Origin of the sequence: Xenorhabdus bakwenae (assembly GCF_030272115.1) — a bacterium.
Classification (GTDB): domain Bacteria; phylum Pseudomonadota; class Gammaproteobacteria; order Enterobacterales; family Enterobacteriaceae; genus Xenorhabdus; species Xenorhabdus bakwenae.
On sequence record NZ_CP119194.1, the window covers coordinates 1,387,969 to 1,410,557 of the forward strand.

Below are 22,589 nucleotides of genomic sequence, written 5' to 3' on the forward strand. Positions count from 1 at the left end.
GAGGGTAATAAAATGAAAAACGCAACATCCCTGAACTGTTCAAAACAGCAATTAGCCCTGATGGTGCGCCTGTATGATGTTTTTAATGATTTCAAAAACGAGGTGGCAATCACCCCTGAATATATCCCGGACACGCTGGCGCAGTTTGCATATGTATCACTCAAAAGGTATTCAGAAATAACCCAAACCCCTTTGGTTACATGTCGTGCAATGGTCGCTGATGGCCGCATCATCACCAGACCGAAGAAAAGAGCCAACGATACGCTAGAAGTCAACATGATCGCTATGTTGAAAGATGCTATCGCAAATAGCTGAAATATTAACTCAACAGAGGGTAATAAAATGAAAAACTCAACATCCCTGAACCGTTCAAAACGGCAATTAGCCATGATGGCACGCCTGTATGATGTTTTTGATGATGTCAAAAACGAGGTGGAAGTGACGCCTGAATTTATCCAGGAAACGCTGGTGCGGTTTATGCAGATGGCGACGGGTAATGATTATCACATTTCTAAGTCAGCGCGTATTGGGTTTGGGGAATTAGTACAGGCTCAGTCGGGGGTAGATGCTAACTCGTTGGTAGATTCGGTTAAAAAAGCGCTAAATGCTACAGGGTTAAAGAAGTTTGATCATAAATTGCTTTGTAATACCGAAAAAACTCTGCAACAAGTTTTGTCTGCTGTCCGTAATACTTTTGAAAGTAAATCGTTCGAGTTTAATGAACAGCATTTATTAAATGCGGGAGGGGTTTCTTCTTCTTCGGTGTGTGGTGCTGGCAAACTAAAAATATTTAAGCATGGTATATATGTAGGTGATATTACCTTTGAATTTGCTGATCAATAAACAGCCCCATAAATTGAGGCTGAGTGGTTCATTATTTGAGGGTATTGAGCATGCTTACAAAATTAGCGCTGAGAACATGTAAATCTGCAACAGCCTTATCTGTTCGATTTTTCATCGGGTTATTTACATGTGAAAAAGAATTCATGAGGGTTAAAAAATCCTCTCTGCTTTCTTCTTTTAGTGAGGCTGCTATAGCGCAAGTCATGATTTCAAGCGCGGTTATTCTATCTTCAATAAGATGTGCTTCACGCGATTTTTTTGCATCTTCGAAGAATTGGATTAGTTCATTTTTTGAGGTCATTAGATTTAACTCCTTTTATAGGTGGTTGATGTTTTTCGCCTGAGTCTCCGCTCAAAGAAACCGCAGGCGCAAAGAGGATACCACAGTACCATGCGCCGGACATGGCTAAAAGTCGGCAGCACAATAATAACGATGAGGTAATAAATATGCGAAATACTATTCCAACACCAGAGGAATTAAACAAGGGGAAAATTAAATTCGGCACGTTATTCATTCGCCCGTTACGTATCAGCGCTGTTTGCCCGTTCATCCGTTATCAGGTCGGGGACGGTGAATATTGCTACGGTAAATTTAATTCCAAAGAACAGGCCATTGATTTTTGTCGGCAGTTATATGAGGAACGGTTAGATGAACCAATTAAAGAGAGTGCAACACAAATATAAAATTTCCAGTGATGATTTTAATAAAAAAGTCACTAATAAAAACCATTTGGCCGAGATTTTAATCTCAATTGGTTTGGCGACAACAATGTTAACCCCGTTATTATCCCTATTATGAGGTGATGCAATGGCGAATACTGAATCTCATCGCGCAATATCATTAACATTGGATGAGAAAATACGCGGCATGAGTAAAATATCTGAGTTTTTAAATAGCCATTTTGATAATAATGGATCGCGCACCGATAAACAGCTGGCGGATTTTCTTGATTACATGCGCGACCGTACTAATAACCGTGTTTGGAATAATGAACGGTTCCTGCATATGATGTTTCATATGGCCGGATTTGATAAATCCCGTTATCACATCGGAATTAATGAATTTACGCCCGAAGAGAAAAAATCTTTTATTTTTATTCTTCATCAATGTCAGGCGATATGCTCGGTATTACCCAATAAGTTGGTTATACCTAAATTAACGCCGCATTAATTAATCACTGTAATCAAATTTTTTATGTGCTGACGCACAGGGCTTTTTATTACCTAAAAACAGGAAATAGAAATAATGAAAGAAAGTTATTTAGCAAAATATGCCAGAAAAAACGCTGATGAAGAATTCATCAAACAACTGGTTAAAGATGTGCGCCAGGCAGAACGAAAACATTGCGCGAGTTTATATGCCGTCCGTTTGGTGAAGATGTCCTCCCATGTTCTGGATAACGCGCTGTCGCCTTCTGCCAGCGCTGACCTGATGCAACGCGAATCTGAAAACATCGAGCGTGAGGCGCAGGAGTGGAGTTATGTCTAGGGAACTCGACCGCGCCTGTGAACGCATCGCCGAAATGCTGGCGTGCCGGATAGCCGCCCATGTTAACCGCCCGGTCGGTGTTTCTGCGTTTGCGTGTGAAGACTGTGGCGCACCCATTCCTAAAGAACGTCGCATGATTATTGCCGGTGTCACCCGCTGTGCAACCTGCCAGAGCGTTTTTGAACTGAAACAAAAACATTACCGGAGTGTGTGAGATGGCTAATAAAACCATCCTCAAATGGGCGGGTTCGAAAGCCCGCATTATGGATAAGTTGCTGCCACACTTGCCTGCGGGTAAGCGACTGGTTGAGCCGTTCGCGGGTTCTTGTGCGGTAATGATGAATACCGATTACCCAGAGTATTTGGTTGCTGATGCGAATGCGGATTTGATTAATTTATACCGTGAAGTTAACGCCGTTCCTGTCGACGTGTTTCTTTGTAAAGCGGAAGATTATTTTGAAGATTGGTTTCATTGTTTTAACACTGAAGATGATTATTACAAAAATAGAGACATCTTCAATGAGCGGCCTTTCGCAACCAGTGATGCTGATAAAGCGTGTTTGTTTCTCTACTTAAATCGCCACGGTTATAACGGACTTTGCCGCTATAACACCAAAGGTGAATTTAATGTTCCTTATGGGAAATATAAAAAGGTTTATTTTCCAGAGGCTGAAATCATAGCGTTTCGCCGTAAATCACGGGAGCGTGCGAGTTTCTCATGTCTTGAATGGCAGGACACATTAACTCTCGTTGATTATGGTGACGTGGTTTATTGCGATCCGCCGTACCTGACCAAAGGTAAGGCATTCACCCAATATCATGAAGTGAATTTCACCCCTGCTTATCATGAAGCATTGGCTGTTGATTTGTACACGCTCAATGCGCATCTCGGTGTCCCTGTCACCGTATCCAACTCAATTGCCGCCAAATCGCTTTATGCCGATCTCGGTTTCACTATCCATGAAATCGACGCCCCGCGCACGATTGCCGCCAATGGCAACCGTCAGCCTGCGAAAGAAATTATTGCGGTGTTGGAGGGCGCAGCATGAATCAATTACTGAAACATCACTGCACCGCACAATCCGCGTGCTCTGTTCCTGCGGCAACGCTCCCTGCTGGGAAAATGATTAAACTTTTCGAGGGTGATATTTCGGGTGAATACCATTGCGGCAACCCGGTGTCCATTCACTATCCATTGTTGCCATCCATACCGGGTTTACATCACCGGCAACCACAGACGAAAGAAATTCATTCAACTGAGCAGAGACAGCAAACACCTTTGTGCCAACTGGCAGATGTATTGGATCGCCACTGTCAAAAAGTTCAACCGTTTTTCGAGTCGCCTGGGCAGAAAGATGAATATTTGTCAGTAGCTCTTCCTGAGTGTCCCGATCATCCCATTCGAATATATGGTGCCGGGGTGAATGCAGATATGCGGTTTCTAATGCGTGCCGAACTAGTTCTTTCCATTCTCCGTAAGGTTTCCAGTCGGATGGAATGTACGACTTCAATAGCTGAGCAAGATGCCTTCGATGCTCTTTTTTGGGCAGCCAATGACGTGTTATGTGGCATGCCGTTACGCCAAGAAAAGCGTCGCAAGCGTCGTACATCACGCGGGCTGATAAAAACCTTACTTCGCCTTGAAGAACGGTTGCACCGGATAAGAAGCTAATGTGGTTCGCGTAATAAGGCGGATCAGATGATATTCCTGAATTATCCACTTATTAATCCTTAATTATGGTTGATTGACTTTATGACTGAACAGCATTGCCGCAATGTACAAAATTCAATAGCGGTACACAATCGCCAACGCACTGCCAATGGCAACTGCCAGAGGGCGAAAGAGATTATTGCGGTGCTAGAGGCGCGTGCATGAGCGAATTGCAGGAACACAACAGCGACGTATATATATCAATGCGTCGCCAGCGTGAAGAGTTTCAGCCGGAGTTGCCAAGCGATGCGACTCTGGCTGAGCGCATTATGTGGGAAGCTAATCAGGACGACGCAGAGTGGCGGCACGATATTATCGCCCACGTCCCTGATTTTCTGGCGATCTATTTTGCCACCAAATACGCCAGAATATTTAAAAAATCCGGTCGCCGCCGTGCCAATGAATTTTTGCTCAAAACAGCCAAGAATGTATTGCCACGGTTTGAATTGGTGATGAAACAGTACGAATTCAAGCATCGTGCTTCCGGGACGGTTCCCTTTCCGTTTATTGAACAATTGGAGCGTATTGCCCAGCTAGACCGGTCGGCCATCAAATCACTGGCAACAGGCATCACCAATTTTATGTCTGAAACCTATCAGTCAGTCACCCATGATTTTGCGGATAACCCGCCTGTAGAAGAGTGTGAAGCGCGTAAACGCCTAGAACGGGTTTATACCTTACTGGCTAAATTAACCCTGCAATCAGGCACGCAGCCGCCGTACTGGCAGCAGTTCATCAAAGGAAGGATAGAACCCAATGATGATCAGCTCTGTGCCGCTTTACTGCGCATGATGGATGCGCAGTGGTGGTATCGCCGATTAAAACGACTGTGTGACATTAAACTCGAACACTTGGCCATTGCTATTGGTCAGGTGCAAAAATCAGCGTCCCCTTACGTTTCCCGCACTACTCTGCACCGTTGGTTGGAACAAAAGCGCAGTAACTGGCAGTTTCTGAAAGAGTTCGATCTCGAAGACGAGGACGGAAACCGCACCGAATTATCAAAAATGGTGCTCGCCAGTGTGTCTAACCCAGCAATCAAACGTTGCGAATTGATGGTCAGAATGCGCGGTTTTGAAGATTTGGCTAAAGAAATGGGGTGTGTGGGGGAATTCTACACTATTACTGCGCCATCACGTTTTCATTCAGCCTATCAGGCAGGTGGCTTTGTCAAAAACTGGCAAGGCAATGATCCACGGGAAACCCAGAAATATCTTTGTAAAGTCTGGGCAAAAATTCGTGCCGCTTATAGCCGCGCGGGTATTCGCGTTTTCGGCTTCCGCGTGACTGAGCCTCATCATGATGGTACGCCACACTGGCACATGCTGCTATTTGTCCGCCCGGAACAGGTGGAAGCGTTACGGGATATTTTCTGTTATTACGCCCGTCTTGAAGACTCCGAAGAATTGCAGACACAGAAAGCCCTGAAAGCCCGTTTTCACGTAGAGCCTATTGATGAAGAAAAAGGCAGTGCGACCGGTTATATCGCGAAATATATCAGTAAAAATATTGATGGCTATGCAATGGATGACGAAGTGGATGGTGAAACCGGGCAGAAATGTAAGGACATGGCGAGGGCAGTTTCAGCGTGGGCGTCACATTGGAAAATTCGCCAGTTTCAACAAATCGGTGGTGCGCCTGTGTCTGTTTGGCGCGAATTACGCCGCATGGGGGATGATACAACCTCATCGGACGGTTTAGATATTGATTTTGCAGAAGTTCATAAAGCGGCTGACCGGGGTTATTGGGGGGAGTACACCAAAGCGCAGGGCGGTGCTTTTGTACGTCGTGCCGATCTCGTGGCGAGACTGTGGTATGAACGTGAAGAAAAAACAAATGCTTACGGGGAACCCGTTGATTGTATTAAGGGGGTTTTCTGCACCTTGGTCGGCGAAGATACTCCGATCATCACTCGCGTAAAAAACTGGCAGATTGTGCCGAAGTTAAAGGCAGATAACGATCCTGCCAATGGGAGGTTTTTGCCTTTATCTGGCGGCGCAGCCGCCCCTTGGAGTTCTGTCAATAACTGTACGGAGGCACGGAGGACGATTAACGACAATAAAAAGTTAGTGGAAAAAATTATTGACTATGCCGATTCAATCGGGATGGATTTTAGCCGATTTATGGCGCGGTCATTAATCATGAGTGGAAAAATTAGCATCAATGAACAGCCATTTAAGTTGTGGACGAATGGCAGTTTTATTCCGGTGGAAACAGAACGGCAGAAACAGGTGCGCCGCGAGGCACTGCGGCAGCGGATTAATAATCTTGGTGAAATGAGGAAGTTATGAGAATCAATTTGGGTAAATACGTGATTACATCGGATAGTCGTTCATTCACGCTGAATAAAAAGATGATAGCCAAAACAGGGAAAAATGCCGGGCAGGAGTCTTTGACGCCATTCCGATATTACACACAGTTAGCGCATCTAACCCGCGATGTAATCACAATGGGGGTTGATAGCAATGATATCAGTACATTGCAGCAACTCAGTGAGCGAATAGAGGAAATCGCGGCAGATTTTGCAGCGAGGATAGCCGAGGATAGCTAAATGATCACCTTAAATTTAACCCCTGAAATCGTTAACAACATCAACCAGAAATTTGAGTCAGGTTTATTTGTCTGGCAGGCACGCTGGAAAGCCAATCAACATCACCGAAATCGCTTTTTGCATAAAGCCAGACAGGTGGGTGCTGATTATTATTTCGTACTAGAAGCCTTAAGTGATGCCTGTCGGACAGGCCGGAACAAGTTTTTTATGTCAAATAAGGAATTCTTGCCGTTTTTTGTTCATAACGTTGCTCAGTATTTCCCTCAGCAGCAAAAGCGCCTGATTGAGCAGGCAGACGATATTAAGTCACTGAGGCTTAGTAATGGCACTGAAATCCGCTTTGTGCATGAAAACAGCCATGTTGCTGCATTGTCTGGTGATGTGTATGTGTCAGAGTGGGCTTGGTCGGATAATCCCGTTCAGTTGATACAATTAGCTTTGAGTCTATCAATACATAAGAACTCGCATAGAACGTTTTATTCATCCAGAGCTTCAGGAGATAACGGAGAGGCAGCTTATAAGCGGTTTTTTACTGGAAATTGTATCGGACGTGGCCCTGCTTTTTTCGATACGGTAACGTTGTTCGATGATGTTGAAAATCGATTTAATGAAGAACAACTTCGTAAGGCATGGTCACAAGAGGCATTTGAAGAGCTGTTTTTGTGCCGTTTGCCTCATCCCCGTTGGTAACCAGAGAGGACAAACCCAATGGCGAAATCCCCCGCAGAACGCAAAGCCGCCCAACGTCAACGCCAGCAGGAAGCTGGCGTCACCAAAATAGAATTGTTGCTCGATAATCAAGAATTAGCGATGTTGAAGCGCAATTGTGCCCTGAGACGTCCGGGGCGTGAACCCTACGATGTGGTTGAATACCTGACATTGCTTATTCGCAAAGATGATGTGGAGTTGCAGCAGACTATGCAGGCATTGGCAACGCGACGATGTGGCAAATGTGGCGATGGTCTTCCTGTGGTCGAATGTTGTTTTTCTGGTGACTCAGCGTGCTGGAACACATTAGGCTGGCATAAATTAAAACTGCAATTGTGATCATGTGACATGTCACGAAATGGTAGTAACCCTGCCTCAATGCGGGTTATTTTTGTTCTTAGTCATGGCTGCATAAAACCCCTTATTCCGCGCATCAATCCGCAAGATCAAATCAGGATCTCACATCCCGTCAAGCACCAGTATTGGCGCTTCTTGGAAGATCCCTTGCAGGTGCATAAAAAGCGACACATTTAGTGGGCAGGCGCGGCGGGGTCACGACTGCGCGTGGTGGCGTGTAATGACGTGCCAAAATCAGGTTTCATCACATCATTATTACAGTTGAAACTACATTTCATTCGGGCAAAAAAAAAGACCGCCTCGCAGACGGTCGCATCATCAAGTGATGGAGGTTAATCGTTGCTGTCCATCTCCAGCGAATACCGGTCAAACCGGATAACTTCTTCCCCAAGCCAGTCATTCAACTGTTGCATCTTGCTTTGCAGTGGCAGCAGTTCGTTGCGCACAAACACTTTAGCCGCTTTCTCCACATCCCCAAAGCCGCCGGCGTTCTCAGGAATGATCCCCATGATTTGTGGCGGGACACGATGCGCGGCCAGCATGTCATCACGGCTCACGTTCTTGATATTCAGAAATTCATCTTTCGCTGCGGCTTCGGACAGCGGAATAGTCTGAATGCCGTCTTTCTTGCCGCCGGGCGCATACAAAAACAGGTTGCGAAAGTTGCCGGGACCCTTGCTACTTTTCAGGGCTTCACGAATTTTATCCACATCATCGGTTTTCTGTGCCGCATCACTGATATAGAGAATATACCCCGCGTGCGAGCCATTGAGGTAATACTTGCGGCGGAACAAGGTTGATGCTTCATTGAGCAGAACGGACGGGATCGCCGCCAGATATTCCGGCAAGCCATAAAGCTCCTGATTAATATCCGGCTCTATCAAATGAAATACTTTCCCGGTCTGAAATTCAAACGGCTTGGTCTCATAGCCATATTGCACAAACCAATAGGTATCGAGATCCGCACCCCGGCGCGTGAACTTAGCCGGCGAGTGTTTCAGTGTCAGCGGTTGGCCTAATCGGTTATCGCGCAGCTCAAGATAGCCGTTACCAAACAGTAAAAAATCCAGCGCCCAGCTATCAAACGCCTGGCGGCTTAAATACTTGTGCGGAATGAACGTGCTGGTCAGGATGTTACGTTTAACAAAGATGGCACTGCTATGGTGGGGTGCGGCTCGGAACGTACGCGCCAGCCCGTTAAAACTGATGGGCGGCTCATAGTAATTATCGACCCGTACACATTCCAGATAATCAAAGATTTCACGTTTATCTAAAACGGGAATGGGGTCACCAAACGTAAATGCCTCCATTGAGGCGGTATCCGGCGTCTGTGTCAGTTTCTGGCTCTGGCGTTTCTTATTCTTACGGCTCATTAAAAAGACCTCAACAATATTACGGTGATTACTGTTTTCACCCGTGATAGGTTCGTTATAGAGGGCGTGCATGGTCGCCCATGCCAGGTCGGCATGGCTGGCTTCTTCGCTGCGGTCAGCTTCATAGGTGGGGCGGTTGCCACTGGCGGTGGTTGCCCGTCGGATGGCCATAAAAGACTGGGTGATGTCATTGCTGCCGGCGTCATATTCCAGCCGGTCATGGCTGATCACATCATAGGCTTTCAGTACCAGGGCATTTTTTAACGCGGGGTTATAAACAAACTCTTTGGCCGCCGGGAAAAAATCCCGCACATTCTGTAAAACCCCGTGACCCAGCCCGGTGGAGTCAATACCGATATATTGCACGTTATAACGTTCCGTCAGCTCTTTAATCGCGTCAGACTGGGCGCGAAAATCCATACCGCGCCATTGGTGGTGCTCCAGTATCCGAAATTTACCCCCCGGGAACAGGGGCGGCGCGATGACCACACAACCGGCACTGTCCCCGTTTTGTGTCCCTTTGGCGGGGTCGTATCCAATCCAGACCGGGTGATAGGCATACGGACGGATCATAAGGGGTTGCACGTCGTCCCACACTTCCCAGCTATCGACCAGGCACTTCTGCATTAACTGCAAATTAAAGATAGACGCAATATCATCGACAAACTCACACATCAGCAGGTTTTGATATTCATCCGGGCTGTATTCCAGGCTTAACTGGTCGATATCAAACAGGTTGCAGCCCCCGTGCACCGCATCCTCAACGGTCACAATCTGCCGCCACTGCCCATCACCGCACAACCGGCCATCAACCAAAGCCTGATGGCTGATATCCACCTCAATACGCTCGGCCTTGCGGCGTCCACGATTAAAGAGTTTTCCTGACCAGAACGGATACGCACTGTGGGTCAGGCTGGAGGGGGTAGAAAAGTAGGTCTGCCGCCATTTCTTGTGCATGGCCATGCCCGATGCCACCTTGCGCAATTCCTGAAATTTCGGTATCCAGAAATATTCATCCAGATAGAGATTGCCGTGGTAACTCTGTGCGGTGCGGGCATTTGTCCCCAGGAAATATAAGGTTGCCCCGTTCGCCAGCACGATTGGGTCGCCTTTCAGATCAGTGTCCACTTCACGGGCCATTTCGATGATGTATTGTTTAAAGACGTGCGCCTGCGCTTTACTGGCCGATAAAAATATTTGATTGCGTCCGGTGATCAGCGCATCCATAAACGCCTCGCGGGCAAAAAAATACGTTGCCCCGATTTGGCGTGATTTGAGGATATTGCGGATACGGCACTTTTGGCCGGACTGATACCAGACTTTCTGATAACCAAACATATTGGCGTAGAACAGGGCTTCCAGTTTTTCAATCTGTGCTTCGCTAAACAGGTTCTTTTCAGGTGCACGACGTTCACCTTTGTTGCGATTGGCCAGCCTGGGGTTTAAATCCACCTCATTGCCGCCATCCTGATAACGGTGAATTTTGGCGTGCCGTTCCAGCTGACGATAAAGCAGGTCGATTTCTTTGTAGTCTTTTCCCTCCTTGTTTTCTTTACTGATCAGCGTACAAAGGCGCACCTCCACACTCATTTCAACGCGGTCAAACGGGGTGATGTCATCCCATTTATCACGACGTTTCCAGCTGTGAATGGTGACGGCTTTCTCGTTGAGGATTTCAGCAATGCGCACGATCCGATACCCGCTAAAATACAGGTGCATAGCTCTCTTACGTGGGTCAAGGTCTTGTGATGTATTCATGCCGCCAGATTACTGACTGGCTATTCCTCCCGCGCTGCACGCCCGTTGTGCCATTGCCCATACAATGGCCCGGCATTGTTTCTTATCGTCCATCCCTGAAAACATAGGCTTACTCTTTTTTTTACGCATGAACCTACATTCAATTGCCGGAGCCTGAGCAATGACGAAAAAAAAGTAAGCCGGTGCGCCTTTGTGTTGAAGGGGCCACAACGGATGGCCGCAAAGTCCCGCGCCAATGGCTGACGGATATCGAAAAGAATTACAACCCCACTGTTTACGGTGCCCGTATCAATATGGAGCACTGGAATTACTCGTGGATGCCCCGTTTCGGTGATGTGGATTCAGTCTACACCGAAGAAATCAGCGAAGGCCCCTTGTCCGGCAAGCTGGCGCTGTATGGCGTGCTGTCGCCGACGCCTGAACTGGTGGAAATGAATAAAAAGCGCCAGAAAGTCTACACCTCGGTGGAAATCAATCCGAGCTTTTCGGATATGGGCGGCGCTTATCTGGTCGGGCTGGCGGTGACGGATAATCCGGCCAGTCTTGGCACTAGCATGCTGCAATTCAGTCGCGGTGCTGAGGGGGGTGAGAGCAACCTTGCTGAACGTAAGCAGCACAAAGATAACCTCTTTACTGCCGCCGAAGAAACCCTGTTCGAATTCGTTGAAGAGGAAGGAAATTCCACCATGCCCAGTTTGTTTGACCGCATCAAGGCGAAATTCACCAAAGAGCGCCAGCGTACTGATGAAAACCTGTCTGACGTGCACCAGGCCATCGAACTGTGTGCGGAAGAACAGACCAACACGGCCGCGCAGGTTGCTACGCTGACTCAGCAGGTTGAAAGCCTGTCCGGTTTGACACAGGAAAATGAAAACCTGAAATCAGAACTGGACGCACTGAAAGACACCCTGAGCCAGCAGGATAATAACCCGCAACGCCCCCACGCTTTCGGCGGTCAGGGCGAAAATACTGAAAACCTGACGGACTGCTAAACGGAAACGACAATGAGAAAAGAAACACGGTTTAAATTTAATGGTTACTTAACCCGTTTAAGCGAAATTTACGGGGTTGAACCCGGGGCGTTTGCCACCGCAAAAGTGGAAATCGAACCTTCCGCCGCGCAAAAGCTGGAAAGCAAAATTCAACTGAGTGCCGCCTTTTTAACGATGATCAATATTGTTCCCGTTAAAGCGCAAGTCGGGGAAAAAATCGGTTTAGGGATCGGCTCCACCATTGCCGGGACAACGGACACTAAAGATAAAGACCGTGAACCCACCGACCCCACCGATTTGTCTAAACAAGAGTATCACTGTAAGCAGACCAACTTTGATACCGCCATTCGTTACGAAAAATTGGATATGTGGGCCATTTTTGACGATTTCCAGCGCCGTATTCGTGATGAAATTATCAAACGCCAGGCGCTTGACCGCATCATGATTGGCTGGAACGGCACACACCGCGCCGCCACCTCTGACCGCACCACTCATAAATTATTGCAGGACGTTAACGTGGGTTGGTTACATAAAATCCGACGGGAAGCGCCCGACCATGTGATCGGTTCATCCACCGATAAAGACAGTAATGTTACGACCGCCGAACCGATCAAAGTGGGTAAAGGGGGCGATTACGCAAACCTCGATGCGCTGGTGATGCAGGCTGTTGATGATGCCATTTCCGAAGTGTACGCCGATGATACCGAACTGGTGGTCATTTGTGGCCGTCAGCTGCTATCCGATAAATATTTCCCTATCGTTAACCGTGACCAGGCCAACACCGAAGCGTTGGCGGCGGAGGTGATTATCAGCCAGAAACGGATTGGCGGATTGCCTGCGGTGCGGGTGCCGTATTTCCCTAAAGATGCCATGCTCATTACCCGGCTGGATAACCTGTCTATTTACTGGCAGGAAGACTCTCGTCGCCGTCAGGTGCTGGATAATCCAAAGCGCGACCGGGTGGAAAACTACGAATCCGTTAACGAAGATTACCTCGTCGAAGATTACGATTGTGTCGCGCTAATCGAAAACATTGCGCTAATCAAAGCCAAGTCTGCCGTACCCGCCGATACGGAAGATAAAAGCGGAGAATAAGCGTGAACCCGTGGGAAAAGAAACGCATGCAAGTGGAGGCCAGGCACGCCGCTGAATATGGCGGCAGGCTGGCCGATCCCTCGGTCACCACGCAAGTGAAGCTGATGTTACGTCAGCACAAGCGAGACTTAGGGAAAATCCAGTCATTTGAACGCAAAGCCACTTACAAACGCAAAGCGTTACCGCTGTATGAAACGTGGATCACTGAAACCCTCCACAATCAATCAGGGGGACAGGATGACGTTTTGATGTACCTCATGTTGTGGAGCTTTGATGCCGGTGTTTATGAGCAAGGGCTGGATATTGCCGAATACGCGTTAACACACCAGTTAACCATGCCAGAAGGACAATCACGTACAACAGGTTGTGCTATCGCGGAAGAAATGGCAGACCGGGCCAAAGACGCGTACACCGTGAAAAACCCGATCCCACTGGAGATATTACAGCGCGTCAGCTCACTGACTGAGCATGAAGATATGCCCGATAAAGTCCGTGGGGAACTCCATAAATGGTTGGGCTACAGCTTGCGTGATAATGGCTTTCCCCAACCGGCGTTGTGTGAGCTGCTGCGGGCCCTTGAACTCAATGATCGCTCAGGGGTGAAAGCGGATATTAAACAACTGGAAAAAATATTGTCAGCGCAACACCGCGCTGATGATTAACGAACGTGCCAACGCGCCAGGGCGGCGCGAGATAAGAAACCCGTTTTCGACCTCTCGCCCACCGCCCTACCTATTTTGAGGCTGTTATGGATTTCATTTCACCCGAACCGATCAAAGAAGTAGACCAAATTATCACCAGTGGTGATTTCTGGCCATCCATCCATACTGCCGATTTTCGCGCCACCATGCGCAGTGATGGCACGGTGACCTCGGGCCGCCTGATTGAAGCGTTGAAAAATGCGGTCATTGAAACCAACCGGGAGCTGGCAGGCTGGCAGTCACAACAAATCAGCCAGGGCTATCACACCCTGAAATCGGTTCCGGCCAGCCGGATTAACGACGAATCTGAACTGTTATACCTTTACCGCCGCGCGGTGTATTGCACGGCAAAAGCCGGGCTTAGCGAGCGTTACCGCGACATTGACACCACGCCGGACGGGACGAAAAAAGCCGATTCACTGGAGCCTGCTATCGATGATTTGCACCGTGATGCCGTGTGGGCCATCCAGCGCATTAAAGACACAACACACAATATTGTGGAACTGATCTGATGCAGATACGGACACAACAATATGACACGGTGGACGCCCTGTGCTGGCGTCACTATGGACGCACACACGGTGTTACCGAGCAGGTACTGGAGGCCAATCCCGGTCTGGCTGATGTCGGGGTCATTTTGCCCCACGGCATGGCGCTGGAACTGCCGGATATCGCACCCGCGCCTGTGACACCGATGATCCAACTATGGGACTAAGAGATGGATAAACAACCTGATGTATGGGCTGACATGTTAAATGGCCTAAAAAACTCGTGGCCGCAAATATCCGGCTCAGTGTTGGCTGCATTGATTTGTTACGGCCGCCTGATTTACGACGGCGTGGAACGAAAGAACCGCTGGGTAGAGGCGCTGCTCTGTGGTGCCCTGTCATGGAGTGTATCCAGCGGGCTAGAGATGTTTGGCATTCCTATCAGTTTTGCACCGGCTATCGGGGGTGCTGTTGGATTTATTGGCGTTGAGAAAATACGCGAATTTGCTGTTCGTGCCATTAATAAACGGTTGGGAGATAAACCGCATGAGTAGAGGCATTGACAATCACAATCCGGGCAATATCCGCCACGGGGATAACTGGCAGGGACTGTGCAGCAGGCAGACAGATAAGTCATTTTGTCAGTTTATTGCACCAGAGTACGGTATACGCGCTATGATCAAAATCCTGCGCACTTACGAGCGCAAATATGGTGATAACACTATCCGCCAGTTTATATCTCGCTGGGCACCACCGAATGAGAATGACACTGAGGCCTACATTGCTTATGTGAGCGATGCAGTGAGTGTCTCTCGCGATTCGGTGATTGATGTTAATAATCAGGACGTCATGACAGCGTTAGTCAAAGCGATGATCCAGATGGAGAACGGCAAGCAGCCTTATTCCGATGACACTTTCACACGGGCATTTGAGATGCTATGAAATTCAACACTCAATACCTGACTTTCGGTTATCTGGCGATTCTCACTACTTTGGTCTGGTTCGGCTACGGCAAATATCAGGACAAGGCTAAGGAATACCATAACTTAAAGTTAACGTATAACGAACAGGTCACCATCAACACCACCCAGCAAGAGCGCATCCAGCAACTCGCAGAACTGGACACCCAACACACTCAGGAACTCGCCAATGCCCAGATTGAAATCGATACTTTGCGCACTGATGTTGCCGCTGGCCGTCGCAAGCTGCGCATCAAAGCCACCTGTCCCGTGTCTGAAACCACTTCCTCCGGCAGCGCGGGCGATGCAGGAACCCCACAACTTACCGAACCAGCTAAACAAAATTATTACGATCTCCTCCGAATGATGGCGGAGAACGAGCAGCAGACGAAGTACTTGCAGGACTACATTCAGAACCAGTGTCAATAACAGGTGCCCCATGAATAAACCCCGTTTATTACGCGCTGTGCTGGCGACGAAAATTCCTTACCTGCGGGATAACCCCGAATACCTGCATCTGTTTGTGGAAAACGGTGCCGTGGTGGCCACATCCGCATCATCACTGTCCTACGAATATGAATACACCCTGAACCTGATTGCGGAAAGTTATCCCGGCGATCAGAATATTCTGATGGCAGTGATAGTGCACTGGCTGCGTGAGCATCAACCGGACATCTTCGCCAATCCGGATAACCGTCACAGCGGCTTCACCTTTGACGTCAATATCCTCAATGACGCCACCGCCGATATCAGCATTGATTTGAAACTGACTGAGCGTGTTGTGGTCACTCAGCAGGGTGATGTCAGCACGGTGGATGCGGTCCCTGAGCCAGAAAACCCGTTTGACCGGTGGTGAAATGGAAACGGACGAATTGCAGCCACTGGATACCGCCCTGACGGCGTTGTTAACCCAACTGTCCCCGGCCAGTCGCAAACAGCTTGCCCGCGAGATTGCACGGGACTTACGCCAGAGCCAGATGCAACGCATCCGCGCCCAGCGCAACCCTGACGGCAGCCGCTATACCCAGCGCAAGGCGCAAATACTCAAGGTACAGCGGGGCATGAAGTTTGTCTGGCGCGGTGAAACCCGCACCTTGAAAAACTGGCAGATCCGCAAGGGTAAGAATGGCGAAGTGATCACGGGATATGATGCTGAGCGCAAGGGCCTGCGCACCTTCTATAAAAACGATATCCAGCGCTTTCTGGAAGTCAAAACCGATCGCATTAATACCCATAAAAACAGCAGGAAAACCCGCATGTTTAAGAAACTGGCGACCGCCCGTTACCTGCGCCTGTCGGCCAGCGATAAAGAAGCGGCCATCTTCTTTGCCCCCAAAGTGGCCACTGTTGCGCGCGTCCATCATTTCGGCTTAAAAGAACGGATGCGGGGCAAAAACATCGAAGTTCAGTACCCATCACGCCGCCTGTTGGGGCTGACAGCGCAGGATATCGCGCATATCGAAGAGCAAATTCTCGCGCATCTCACCCGCTAATGTGTGTCAGGACTGGCACAACCCCAATAACGTGCAGAGCGGTACGCACAGTGACATGTTGTGCGCATGAACACACAATTTACCGAACTTTTGCGCCGGCTGCGCAACCTGATCCGCATTGGCACTGTCACCCGGGTAGATACTGCCCGTGGGATTTGTCGCGTGGAAACCGGGCATCTTGAAACAGACTGGCTGAACTGGCTGACCGCCAGAGCCGGGAGCGCCCGCACATGGTGGGCACCCAGTGTTGGCGAACAGGTTTTATTACTGTCTATCGGCGGCGATCTGACCACCGCCTTTGTGCTGCCAGCGATTTTTTCCGACGAATTTCCGGCCCCTTCCCACTCACCGACGGCCGCCCACCTGGTTTTTCCCGACGGGGCGGTGATTGAATACGAACCCCAAACCAGCGCATTAACGGTCACGGGGATTAAAACAGCCACCGTGAATGCGGCAGTGTCTGTCCATGTCACCGCACCGGATATCACCTGTACGGCCAGCAACCAAATCACCCTGGATACCCCGACCGTGATGTGTACGCACCATTTGACCACAGGCAGTCTGGAGATCCGGGACGGCGGGACGATGCGCGGCAATATCACCCACACTGACGGCCAATTCAGCTCTAACGGGATTGTGGTCGATTCACATCGGCACAATGGTGTCCGCAGTGGTGACGGCACGTCAGGAGGCCCCGTCTCATGAGGTATCTGGGTATGAATCGCCAGACCGGTGAGCAACTGACGGATATTAACCATATTCGCCAGTCCGTCAGCGATATTTTAATGACGCCCGTGGGCAGCCGGATCGCCCGCCGTCAGTATGGTTCCCTGTTGTCGGCACTGATAGATGCACCTCAAAACCCAGCGCTGCGCCTGCAACTGATGGCGGCCTGTTATACCGCTATCCAGCAATGGGAGCCGCGCATCATCGTCACGGCGATAACACTCAGTCAAAATGCGGCCGGACAAATGACGGTCGATATCAGCGGCCATTATTCCCCCGCCCGTGATCCGATTGCGTTTTCCGTGCCAGTGAGGTGACAATGCCAGACCTTGACTTAAGTCAGCTGCCCCCGCCCGATGTGGTTGAACCGCTGGATTTTGAAACGCTGTTTGCAGAGCGTAAAGCGGCGCTGATTGCCCTGTACCCGCCAGAGCAACGGGAGGCAATTACCCGCACTTTGGCGCTGGAATCGGAACCCATCACTAAGTTGCTCCAGGAAAATGCCTACCGTGAATTGCTGCTGCGCCAGCGCATTAATGAAGCGGCGCGTGCGGCGATGGTAGCGTATGCCGGCGGCAGTGATTTAGACCAGCTGGGCGCAAACAATAACGTCAGTCGATTGATATTGCAGCCGGCTGACAATAATGCCGTACCGCCGGTGCCTGCCGTGCTGGAGCCTGACCGCGATTATCGCGTGCGTATTCCGCAGGCGTTTGAGGGACTGAGCGTTGCCGGTCCCGTTGGTGCCTATGAATACCATGCACGCAGTGCTGACGGTCGTGTCGCCGATGCCTCGGTTGTTAGCCCCGCGCCGGCTTATGTGACAGTCAGTATTTTATCCCGTGAGGGGAACGGCGCGGCCAGTGATGAGCTGATTGCTACTGTCAGTCACGCCCTGAATGATGAGGACGTGCGCCCCGTCGCCGACCGCCTTACCGTGCAATCGGCCAAGATTATTGATTATGACATTGACGCCGTGTTGTACTGCTATCCCACGCCCGAATACGAGCCGATATTGCAGGATGCACGGGCCAGACTGGCGCGTTACACCGCCGAGCAGCACCGGATTGGCCGCGATATCGTGCGCAGTGCCATTTTTGCCGCACTGCATGTCCCCGGCGTACAACGTATTGAACTGAAAGCCCCCGCACAGGACATGATCCTGGATAAAACTCAGGCGAGTTTCTGTACCCGTGCCACCGTGACTATCGGGGGTTCCGATGAATAACCGCTTGCTGCCGGTCGGTTCCTCACCGCTGGAAGTGGCCGCCGCCGAAGCCCTGTCCAGTCTGGCGGCTATGCCTGTCCCCCTCCGTGACCTGTGGAACCCCGATCATTGCCCGGTGCCGTTGTTGCCGTATCTGGCGTGGGCGTGGTCGGTTGACCGCTGGGATATGGACTGGCCCGAACGCACCAAACGTGAATCCATCAAGGCGGCAATGTTTGTCCATAAGCACAAGGGCACCATTGGTGCTATCCGGCGCGTGGTCGAGCCGTTCGGTTACCTGATCCGCGTGACTGAATGGTGGCAGACCAACGAGGCACCCGGTACTTTCCGGCTCGATATCGGCGTGATGGAAACCGGCATTACAGCAGAAACCCATCAGGAGCTGGAACGGCTGATTTTTGATGCGAAACCGGCCTCGCGCCATTTGATTGGCATGTCCATTCAATTGGAAACGGGCGGTACAGCCTATTGTACTGTGACCAGCTACAGCGGGGATAGCCTGACTGTATACCCCTATTTACCTAAAGAAGTGGTTGTCTCCGGCGCTGACGTGGTGGGCGTGGCAGTCCATGTTATTGATGAAATGAGGATTAAATCATGAGCACGAAATTCTTTGCCCTGTTAACCCGGCTGGGCGCGGACAAACTCGCCAATGCCGCCGCACTGGGCACCAAACTGAACATCACCCATATGGCGGTGGGCGATGGGGGCGGAAAATTGCCGACACCGGACACCGCACAAACTAAACTCGTTAACGAACGCCGCCGTGCAGCGATTAATGTCCTGAGTGTTGATCCCAAAAACACCAACCAGATTATGGCTGAACAGGTTATACCGGAAAATGAAGGCGGTTGGTGGATACGGGAAATTGGCCTGTTTGATAAGGACGGCATTTTAATTGCGGTCGGCAACTGCGCGGAAACCTACAAGCCGCAATTGCAGGAAGGTTCCGGTCGTACTCAAACTATTCGCATGGTGCTGATTGTCAGCCATACGGACGCGGTGACATTGAAAATTGATCCGTCCGTGGTGCTGGCCACCCGCGAGTATGCGGATGCCGTGGTCGCTAACGCTATCCGTGAGCATGAGCAAAGCCGCCGCCATCCTGACGCGACCCTGAAAGAAAAGGGGTTTGTGATCCTGAATAGCGCGGTCAACAGCAACAGCGAAACACAGGCGGCAACCCCGAAAGCGGTCAAGGCGGCTTATGATTTGGCGGCGACGGCGAATAATAATGCCAATAGTTGCCTGGAGAAAAACAAGAACGGCGCAGATATCCCCAACAAACCGGAGTTTGTGAAAAACCTCGGTTTAACGGGAACTGTGGAACTGGCGGAAAATGCCTACTCTAAAACAGGTGGCGTGGTGGGCGGGCATGTCGATGCTGAGGGTGAAATCACGGGAAACAATATCGTCCGTGCCCGCAGTAATCTATCAACGGTCGAGATTAATGCGTCTGAGTCTAGTCCTAAATTGACTAGCCGTCAGGGTAATGGTGGCTGGAATAGCGCCTATATTCCACAAAAAAACGGAACCATCGCATTTTTGGACGATATCCCAGCACCTATAACACCCACTACAATTGCCCAATCCACAGGCCAATCGACAACCAGTATTATGAGTCAGCAGGCAACAACTCGGGTATTGGAGACGAAATTTAGCAAATCTGGCGGTAATATTGATGGTTTTGTTTCTGTTGCGGGTGAAATAACGGGAACCAATATCGTCCGTGCCCGCAGTAATCTATCAGTGATTGAATTAAATGCGTCTGATCCCCAACCGCAGCTAACCAGTCGCATTGGAAATAACGCGTGGTTTAACGCCCGTATTCCACAAAAAAACGGCACACTGGCCTGTTTGGATGATATACCCGCGCCAACCCGTATCGCGCAGTCAACTGGCACGGCAACAGATGTGGTAATGAGCCAGAAATCGGTCACCGATGCCATTTCTGCTCACGGGGTCGGGTATGCCCAGTCGTGGGTTCATGTGACAACGAGCCGGGTGATTGGCGCCTGGTATGTCAATGACACAAACAGGCCCATATTTGTTGTCATAGCGGTATCCCGCGACACTCGCGAGGGAACAGAGCAGTCAGCCGCGAATATTTCGTTTAAACAGGGCGGGGACGTTATACATATTCCCCTGGTTAGGGGGGCCAATAGTGGGGGCGCCCAGCGTGGGACAGGCAGTGCAATCATACCTGTCGGTGCTGCCTATTCAGTGACGACGGAATTTGATAATAAAATTACGAATTGGTGGGAGTTACGATAACAATGACAATGATGAAATATTTCAAATCACTTGATAATCAGGTATATGGATATACTGCCGACGGGTCGCAGGACGCGTGGATTAGACCAGATTTAATCCCAATTACTGAAGCTGAGGCCATAGCCATCGGCACGCCGCCGCCAACGCCGGAACAACTACAGCAGCGTGCGGCGTATGAGAAACGCGGCCTGTTGAGAACGGCAACCGAAAAAATTGCGATTTGGCAGGATGCGATTGACCTCGATATGGCCACCGACGCCGAAAAATCCGCATTAACCGAATGGCGTAAATACCGGGTACTGCTCAATCGGGTAGATTGTTCTACCGCCCCCGATATCCAATGGCCTGAGCAGCCGGAATAATTAAAGGGGCGTGATGCCCCTGATTTTCACTCTGGTGTTTTAGGCCAGTCGATGTCAGGTGCTGTCGAACAGTCGACGCGGTTCAATAACACTGTATATTTTTTCCATTCTGTCAATTTGCTCTGCTCTGCGTTCGTCGCCATTTTGAGGTCAGCAGCATACTGTAACGGTGTTATGGCATTTGCAGCCTGTGACATCAAATGCCGTTTTTGGGATTCGGCCTGTTGCTGCAATTCCGCTGACGTTGGCGGCGGGATATCGCCCCATGAGGGCAACCCGTCAGGCCCCGCAATGCGGATTTTTCCCGCCGGAGGGGCGTTAATAGCAAATTCATTAAAAACATCAACACTCACGGCGATGCCGTCGTCCGGCCATGATCCCGCATCCACATAATTTTGTTTCCACGCAATCGGACAAAATGCGTTATTTTTTGCGCTATAGAAATAATTCATATCAATACCCCACCGCTAACCAGTTACACTGTGTTTCATTTGTCGCCATTATCGCTGTAAAACCTGTGTTACTACGGTTACGTGCCTGAACATTCATTGTGCTGGAACCACTGCCGGATAACGACACGGTTATCTGCACGTTGGCACATTCCGTTGGGAACAAGGTAGGAAATTGTATCCACGTACTGTCGGAGTCAGCTCTGTTGATGGTTCCCCATTGTAAAATCAACCCCGTGTCAGCGCATCGCCAATACCCTGTCGTTGATTTAACCAGTATGTTTTTGGGTATGCTCTCGACAGTCGCCAGCGGTTTTTCGTTTAACGTGACGTTACCATTTCCCACCGTTAAATGCGTATCCGTCCGGGCATTGACGATTGACACGTTGCTGGTTCCATTTCCGCAACCAACTCGGTATCGTGAGATGCCATTGATGTCTGTGCCTTGGATGTAATTTGCCGCTCCGGGCGTGGCATTTTTCAGCTCAATGATTTTATTGTCCGAAATGATTGTGCCGCCGAATGCCGATAACGCGCCTACATCGCCCGCATGTAAATTCACGTCGTTATACAACGATTTCCCGTTAATTTTTCGGCTATTCAGTACCGCATTTTTCGCTAGCTCTGCCGTTCCCGATAAACCGAGGTTTTCTAGAATTACGCACTGGGTGGATTTGGGCAGTAGAAACGGGTAACTGACTGTTGAACGGGTTGAAATTAAACAAATTTTCAGTTCAATAAATGTGCAAAATGTGAGTTTGGAGGAACATCGGCGTTGATGGGTAAAAAACAATCTAAATATGCCGCGTGTTTGATAAAAACACCGTAATATAATTTTTTGCGATTTAAATGAAACAGTTTTTCAATTCACGCGGCGCACTACATGCAGGCACGGCCGCCCATGATGATGTATTTTAATTAGGTATATTTTTTTTGCATTGTGCATTCATTATAGGGGGCGATCCCCTCATTAATGATTCACCTGATTTGTACCAGCCCTCACACAACCCCAATCACCTGCATTTTATTGTA

General features: G+C 49.6%; 33 protein-coding genes. 29 read left to right on the forward strand and 4 right to left on the reverse strand.

The window, feature by feature from the left end:
- Positions 1-123: 123 nt before the first annotated feature.
- Together PXH59_RS07325 and PXH59_RS07330 are read left to right on the forward strand one after the other, a co-directional pair.
- Positions 124-315 (forward strand): DNA-binding protein, encoded by a 192-nt coding sequence (locus PXH59_RS07325; protein ID WP_285811673.1) that lies wholly within the window; start codon positions 124-126, stop codon positions 313-315.
- Positions 316-342: 27 nt separating this feature from the next.
- Positions 343-843 (forward strand): hypothetical protein, encoded by a 501-nt coding sequence (locus PXH59_RS07330; RefSeq protein WP_047769523.1) that lies wholly within the window; start codon positions 343-345, stop codon positions 841-843.
- A gap of 31 nt (positions 844-874) precedes the next feature.
- On the opposite strand, the gene PXH59_RS07335 is transcribed toward PXH59_RS07330, so the two are convergent.
- Positions 875-1,144, reverse strand: a complete 270-nt coding sequence (locus PXH59_RS07335) for a hypothetical protein (protein WP_047769521.1) — start codon at positions 1,142-1,144, stop codon at positions 875-877.
- Between the two features lie 146 nt (positions 1,145-1,290).
- Here PXH59_RS07335 and PXH59_RS07340 point away from each other — a divergent pair, with 146 nt between their 5' ends.
- From PXH59_RS07340 to PXH59_RS07390, 11 genes are all read left to right on the forward strand, one after another.
- On the forward strand, positions 1,291-1,527 hold the full coding sequence (locus tag PXH59_RS07340) for a hypothetical protein (protein WP_053460693.1): 237 nt from the start codon (positions 1,291-1,293) through the stop codon (positions 1,525-1,527).
- A gap of 124 nt (positions 1,528-1,651) precedes the next feature.
- Entirely contained in the window at positions 1,652-2,014 is a 363-nt protein-coding gene (locus PXH59_RS07345; protein WP_285810999.1) for a DUF5347 family protein, read from the forward strand.
- Positions 2,015-2,089: 75 nt separating this feature from the next.
- Positions 2,090-2,332, forward strand: coding sequence for a DUF2732 family protein (locus PXH59_RS07350; RefSeq protein ID WP_285808906.1), 243 nt, complete (start codon positions 2,090-2,092; stop codon positions 2,330-2,332).
- On the forward strand, positions 2,325-2,546 hold the full coding sequence (locus tag PXH59_RS07355; protein WP_285808905.1) for a TraR/DksA family transcriptional regulator: 222 nt from the start codon (positions 2,325-2,327) through the stop codon (positions 2,544-2,546). Before PXH59_RS07350 ends, PXH59_RS07355 begins: the two co-directional genes overlap by 8 nt.
- A 1-nt stretch (position 2,547) precedes the next feature.
- Positions 2,548-3,381, forward strand: coding sequence for a DNA adenine methylase (locus PXH59_RS07360; RefSeq protein ID WP_285808904.1), 834 nt, complete (start codon positions 2,548-2,550; stop codon positions 3,379-3,381).
- Complete coding sequence (locus tag PXH59_RS07365) at positions 3,378-4,004, forward strand: hypothetical protein (RefSeq protein ID WP_053014246.1); 627 nt, start codon at positions 3,378-3,380, stop codon at positions 4,002-4,004. Before PXH59_RS07360 ends, PXH59_RS07365 begins: the two co-directional genes overlap by 4 nt.
- Before the next feature lie 81 nt (positions 4,005-4,085).
- On the forward strand, positions 4,086-4,208 hold the full coding sequence (locus PXH59_RS07370; protein WP_255334729.1) for a hypothetical protein: 123 nt from the start codon (positions 4,086-4,088) through the stop codon (positions 4,206-4,208).
- Entirely contained in the window at positions 4,205-6,334 is a 2,130-nt protein-coding gene (locus tag PXH59_RS07375; RefSeq protein ID WP_285811000.1) for a replication endonuclease, read from the forward strand. The genes PXH59_RS07370 and PXH59_RS07375 overlap by 4 nt, the downstream gene beginning before the upstream one ends.
- Positions 6,331-6,594, forward strand: a complete 264-nt coding sequence (locus PXH59_RS07380) for a hypothetical protein (protein WP_285811002.1) — start codon at positions 6,331-6,333, stop codon at positions 6,592-6,594. Before PXH59_RS07375 ends, PXH59_RS07380 begins: the two co-directional genes overlap by 4 nt.
- Positions 6,595-7,284, forward strand: coding sequence for a terminase large subunit domain-containing protein (locus PXH59_RS07385; RefSeq protein ID WP_285811004.1), 690 nt, complete (start codon positions 6,595-6,597; stop codon positions 7,282-7,284).
- Positions 7,285-7,302: 18 nt separating this feature from the next.
- Positions 7,303-7,641 carry a hypothetical protein gene (locus PXH59_RS07390; protein WP_285811005.1) on the forward strand — a complete coding sequence of 113 codons (339 nt, stop codon included), beginning with the start codon at positions 7,303-7,305 and terminating at the stop codon, positions 7,639-7,641.
- 350 nt (positions 7,642-7,991) lie between these two features.
- Here PXH59_RS07390 and PXH59_RS20075 read toward each other — a convergent pair whose 3' ends face one another.
- Positions 7,992-10,790: a phage portal protein gene (locus PXH59_RS20075; RefSeq protein WP_352232131.1), complete on the reverse strand. Its 2,799-nt coding sequence runs from the start codon at positions 10,788-10,790 to the stop codon at positions 7,992-7,994.
- Between the two features lie 182 nt (positions 10,791-10,972).
- Here PXH59_RS20075 and PXH59_RS07405 point away from each other — a divergent pair, with 182 nt between their 5' ends.
- The 16 genes from PXH59_RS07405 to PXH59_RS07480 all read left to right on the forward strand — a co-directional run bounded on the left by PXH59_RS07405 (position 10,973) and on the right by PXH59_RS07480 (position 21,108).
- Positions 10,973-11,782: a GPO family capsid scaffolding protein gene (locus PXH59_RS07405; protein WP_285811006.1), complete on the forward strand. Its 810-nt coding sequence runs from the start codon at positions 10,973-10,975 to the stop codon at positions 11,780-11,782.
- Positions 11,783-11,794: 12 nt separating this feature from the next.
- The gene (locus PXH59_RS07410; RefSeq protein ID WP_285811008.1) at positions 11,795-12,877 is read left to right on the forward strand and encodes a phage major capsid protein, P2 family; all 1,083 of its coding nucleotides are present in this window, start codon (positions 11,795-11,797) and stop codon (positions 12,875-12,877) included.
- Between the two features lie 2 nt (positions 12,878-12,879).
- Positions 12,880-13,539, forward strand: coding sequence for a phage terminase small subunit (gpM, locus tag PXH59_RS07415; RefSeq protein WP_285811009.1), 660 nt, complete (start codon positions 12,880-12,882; stop codon positions 13,537-13,539).
- Positions 13,540-13,625: 86 nt separating this feature from the next.
- Complete coding sequence (locus PXH59_RS07420; RefSeq protein ID WP_285811010.1) at positions 13,626-14,090, forward strand: head completion/stabilization protein; 465 nt, start codon at positions 13,626-13,628, stop codon at positions 14,088-14,090.
- Entirely contained in the window at positions 14,090-14,293 is a 204-nt protein-coding gene (locus PXH59_RS07425; RefSeq protein ID WP_047769485.1) for a tail protein X, read from the forward strand. The genes PXH59_RS07420 and PXH59_RS07425 overlap by 1 nt, the downstream gene beginning before the upstream one ends.
- A gap of 3 nt (positions 14,294-14,296) precedes the next feature.
- Positions 14,297-14,620, forward strand: a complete 324-nt coding sequence (locus PXH59_RS07430; protein ID WP_285811011.1) for a phage holin, lambda family — start codon at positions 14,297-14,299, stop codon at positions 14,618-14,620.
- Positions 14,613-15,008, forward strand: coding sequence for a structural protein (locus PXH59_RS07435; protein WP_285811012.1), 396 nt, complete (start codon positions 14,613-14,615; stop codon positions 15,006-15,008). The genes PXH59_RS07430 and PXH59_RS07435 overlap by 8 nt, the downstream gene beginning before the upstream one ends.
- Positions 15,005-15,454, forward strand: a complete 450-nt coding sequence (locus PXH59_RS07440; protein ID WP_285811013.1) for a lysis protein — start codon at positions 15,005-15,007, stop codon at positions 15,452-15,454. The genes PXH59_RS07435 and PXH59_RS07440 overlap by 4 nt, the downstream gene beginning before the upstream one ends.
- 10 nt (positions 15,455-15,464) lie before the next feature.
- Positions 15,465-15,881, forward strand: coding sequence for a phage tail protein (locus PXH59_RS07445; RefSeq protein ID WP_285811015.1), 417 nt, complete (start codon positions 15,465-15,467; stop codon positions 15,879-15,881).
- Positions 15,841-16,518, forward strand: coding sequence for a phage virion morphogenesis protein (locus PXH59_RS07450; protein WP_285811017.1), 678 nt, complete (start codon positions 15,841-15,843; stop codon positions 16,516-16,518). Before PXH59_RS07445 ends, PXH59_RS07450 begins: the two co-directional genes overlap by 41 nt.
- A gap of 66 nt (positions 16,519-16,584) precedes the next feature.
- Positions 16,585-17,223, forward strand: a complete 639-nt coding sequence (locus PXH59_RS07455; protein ID WP_285811020.1) for a phage baseplate assembly protein V — start codon at positions 16,585-16,587, stop codon at positions 17,221-17,223.
- Positions 17,220-17,561, forward strand: a complete 342-nt coding sequence (locus tag PXH59_RS07460) for a GPW/gp25 family protein (RefSeq protein WP_285811021.1) — start codon at positions 17,220-17,222, stop codon at positions 17,559-17,561. Before PXH59_RS07455 ends, PXH59_RS07460 begins: the two co-directional genes overlap by 4 nt.
- A gap of 2 nt (positions 17,562-17,563) precedes the next feature.
- Positions 17,564-18,472, forward strand: a complete 909-nt coding sequence (locus tag PXH59_RS07465) for a baseplate assembly protein (protein ID WP_285811023.1) — start codon at positions 17,564-17,566, stop codon at positions 18,470-18,472.
- Positions 18,465-19,073 (forward strand): phage tail protein I, encoded by a 609-nt coding sequence (locus PXH59_RS07470; protein WP_285811025.1) that lies wholly within the window; start codon positions 18,465-18,467, stop codon positions 19,071-19,073. The genes PXH59_RS07465 and PXH59_RS07470 overlap by 8 nt, the downstream gene beginning before the upstream one ends.
- The gene (locus PXH59_RS07475; RefSeq protein ID WP_285811027.1) at positions 19,070-20,746 is read left to right on the forward strand and encodes a phage tail protein; all 1,677 of its coding nucleotides are present in this window, start codon (positions 19,070-19,072) and stop codon (positions 20,744-20,746) included. Before PXH59_RS07470 ends, PXH59_RS07475 begins: the two co-directional genes overlap by 4 nt.
- Positions 20,747-20,748: 2 nt before the next feature.
- Positions 20,749-21,108, forward strand: a complete 360-nt coding sequence (locus PXH59_RS07480) for a tail fiber assembly protein (protein ID WP_285810160.1) — start codon at positions 20,749-20,751, stop codon at positions 21,106-21,108.
- A gap of 26 nt (positions 21,109-21,134) precedes the next feature.
- Here the strand turns inward: PXH59_RS07480 and PXH59_RS07485 are convergent, their stop codons facing one another.
- Complete coding sequence (locus PXH59_RS07485; protein ID WP_285811029.1) at positions 21,135-21,560, reverse strand: tail fiber assembly protein; 426 nt, start codon at positions 21,558-21,560, stop codon at positions 21,135-21,137.
- Position 21,561: 1 nt separating this feature from the next.
- Positions 21,562-22,350 carry a gp53-like domain-containing protein gene (locus PXH59_RS07490; RefSeq protein WP_285811031.1) on the reverse strand — a complete coding sequence of 263 codons (789 nt, stop codon included), beginning with the start codon at positions 22,348-22,350 and terminating at the stop codon, positions 21,562-21,564.
- Between the last annotated feature and the right edge of the window lie 239 nt (positions 22,351-22,589).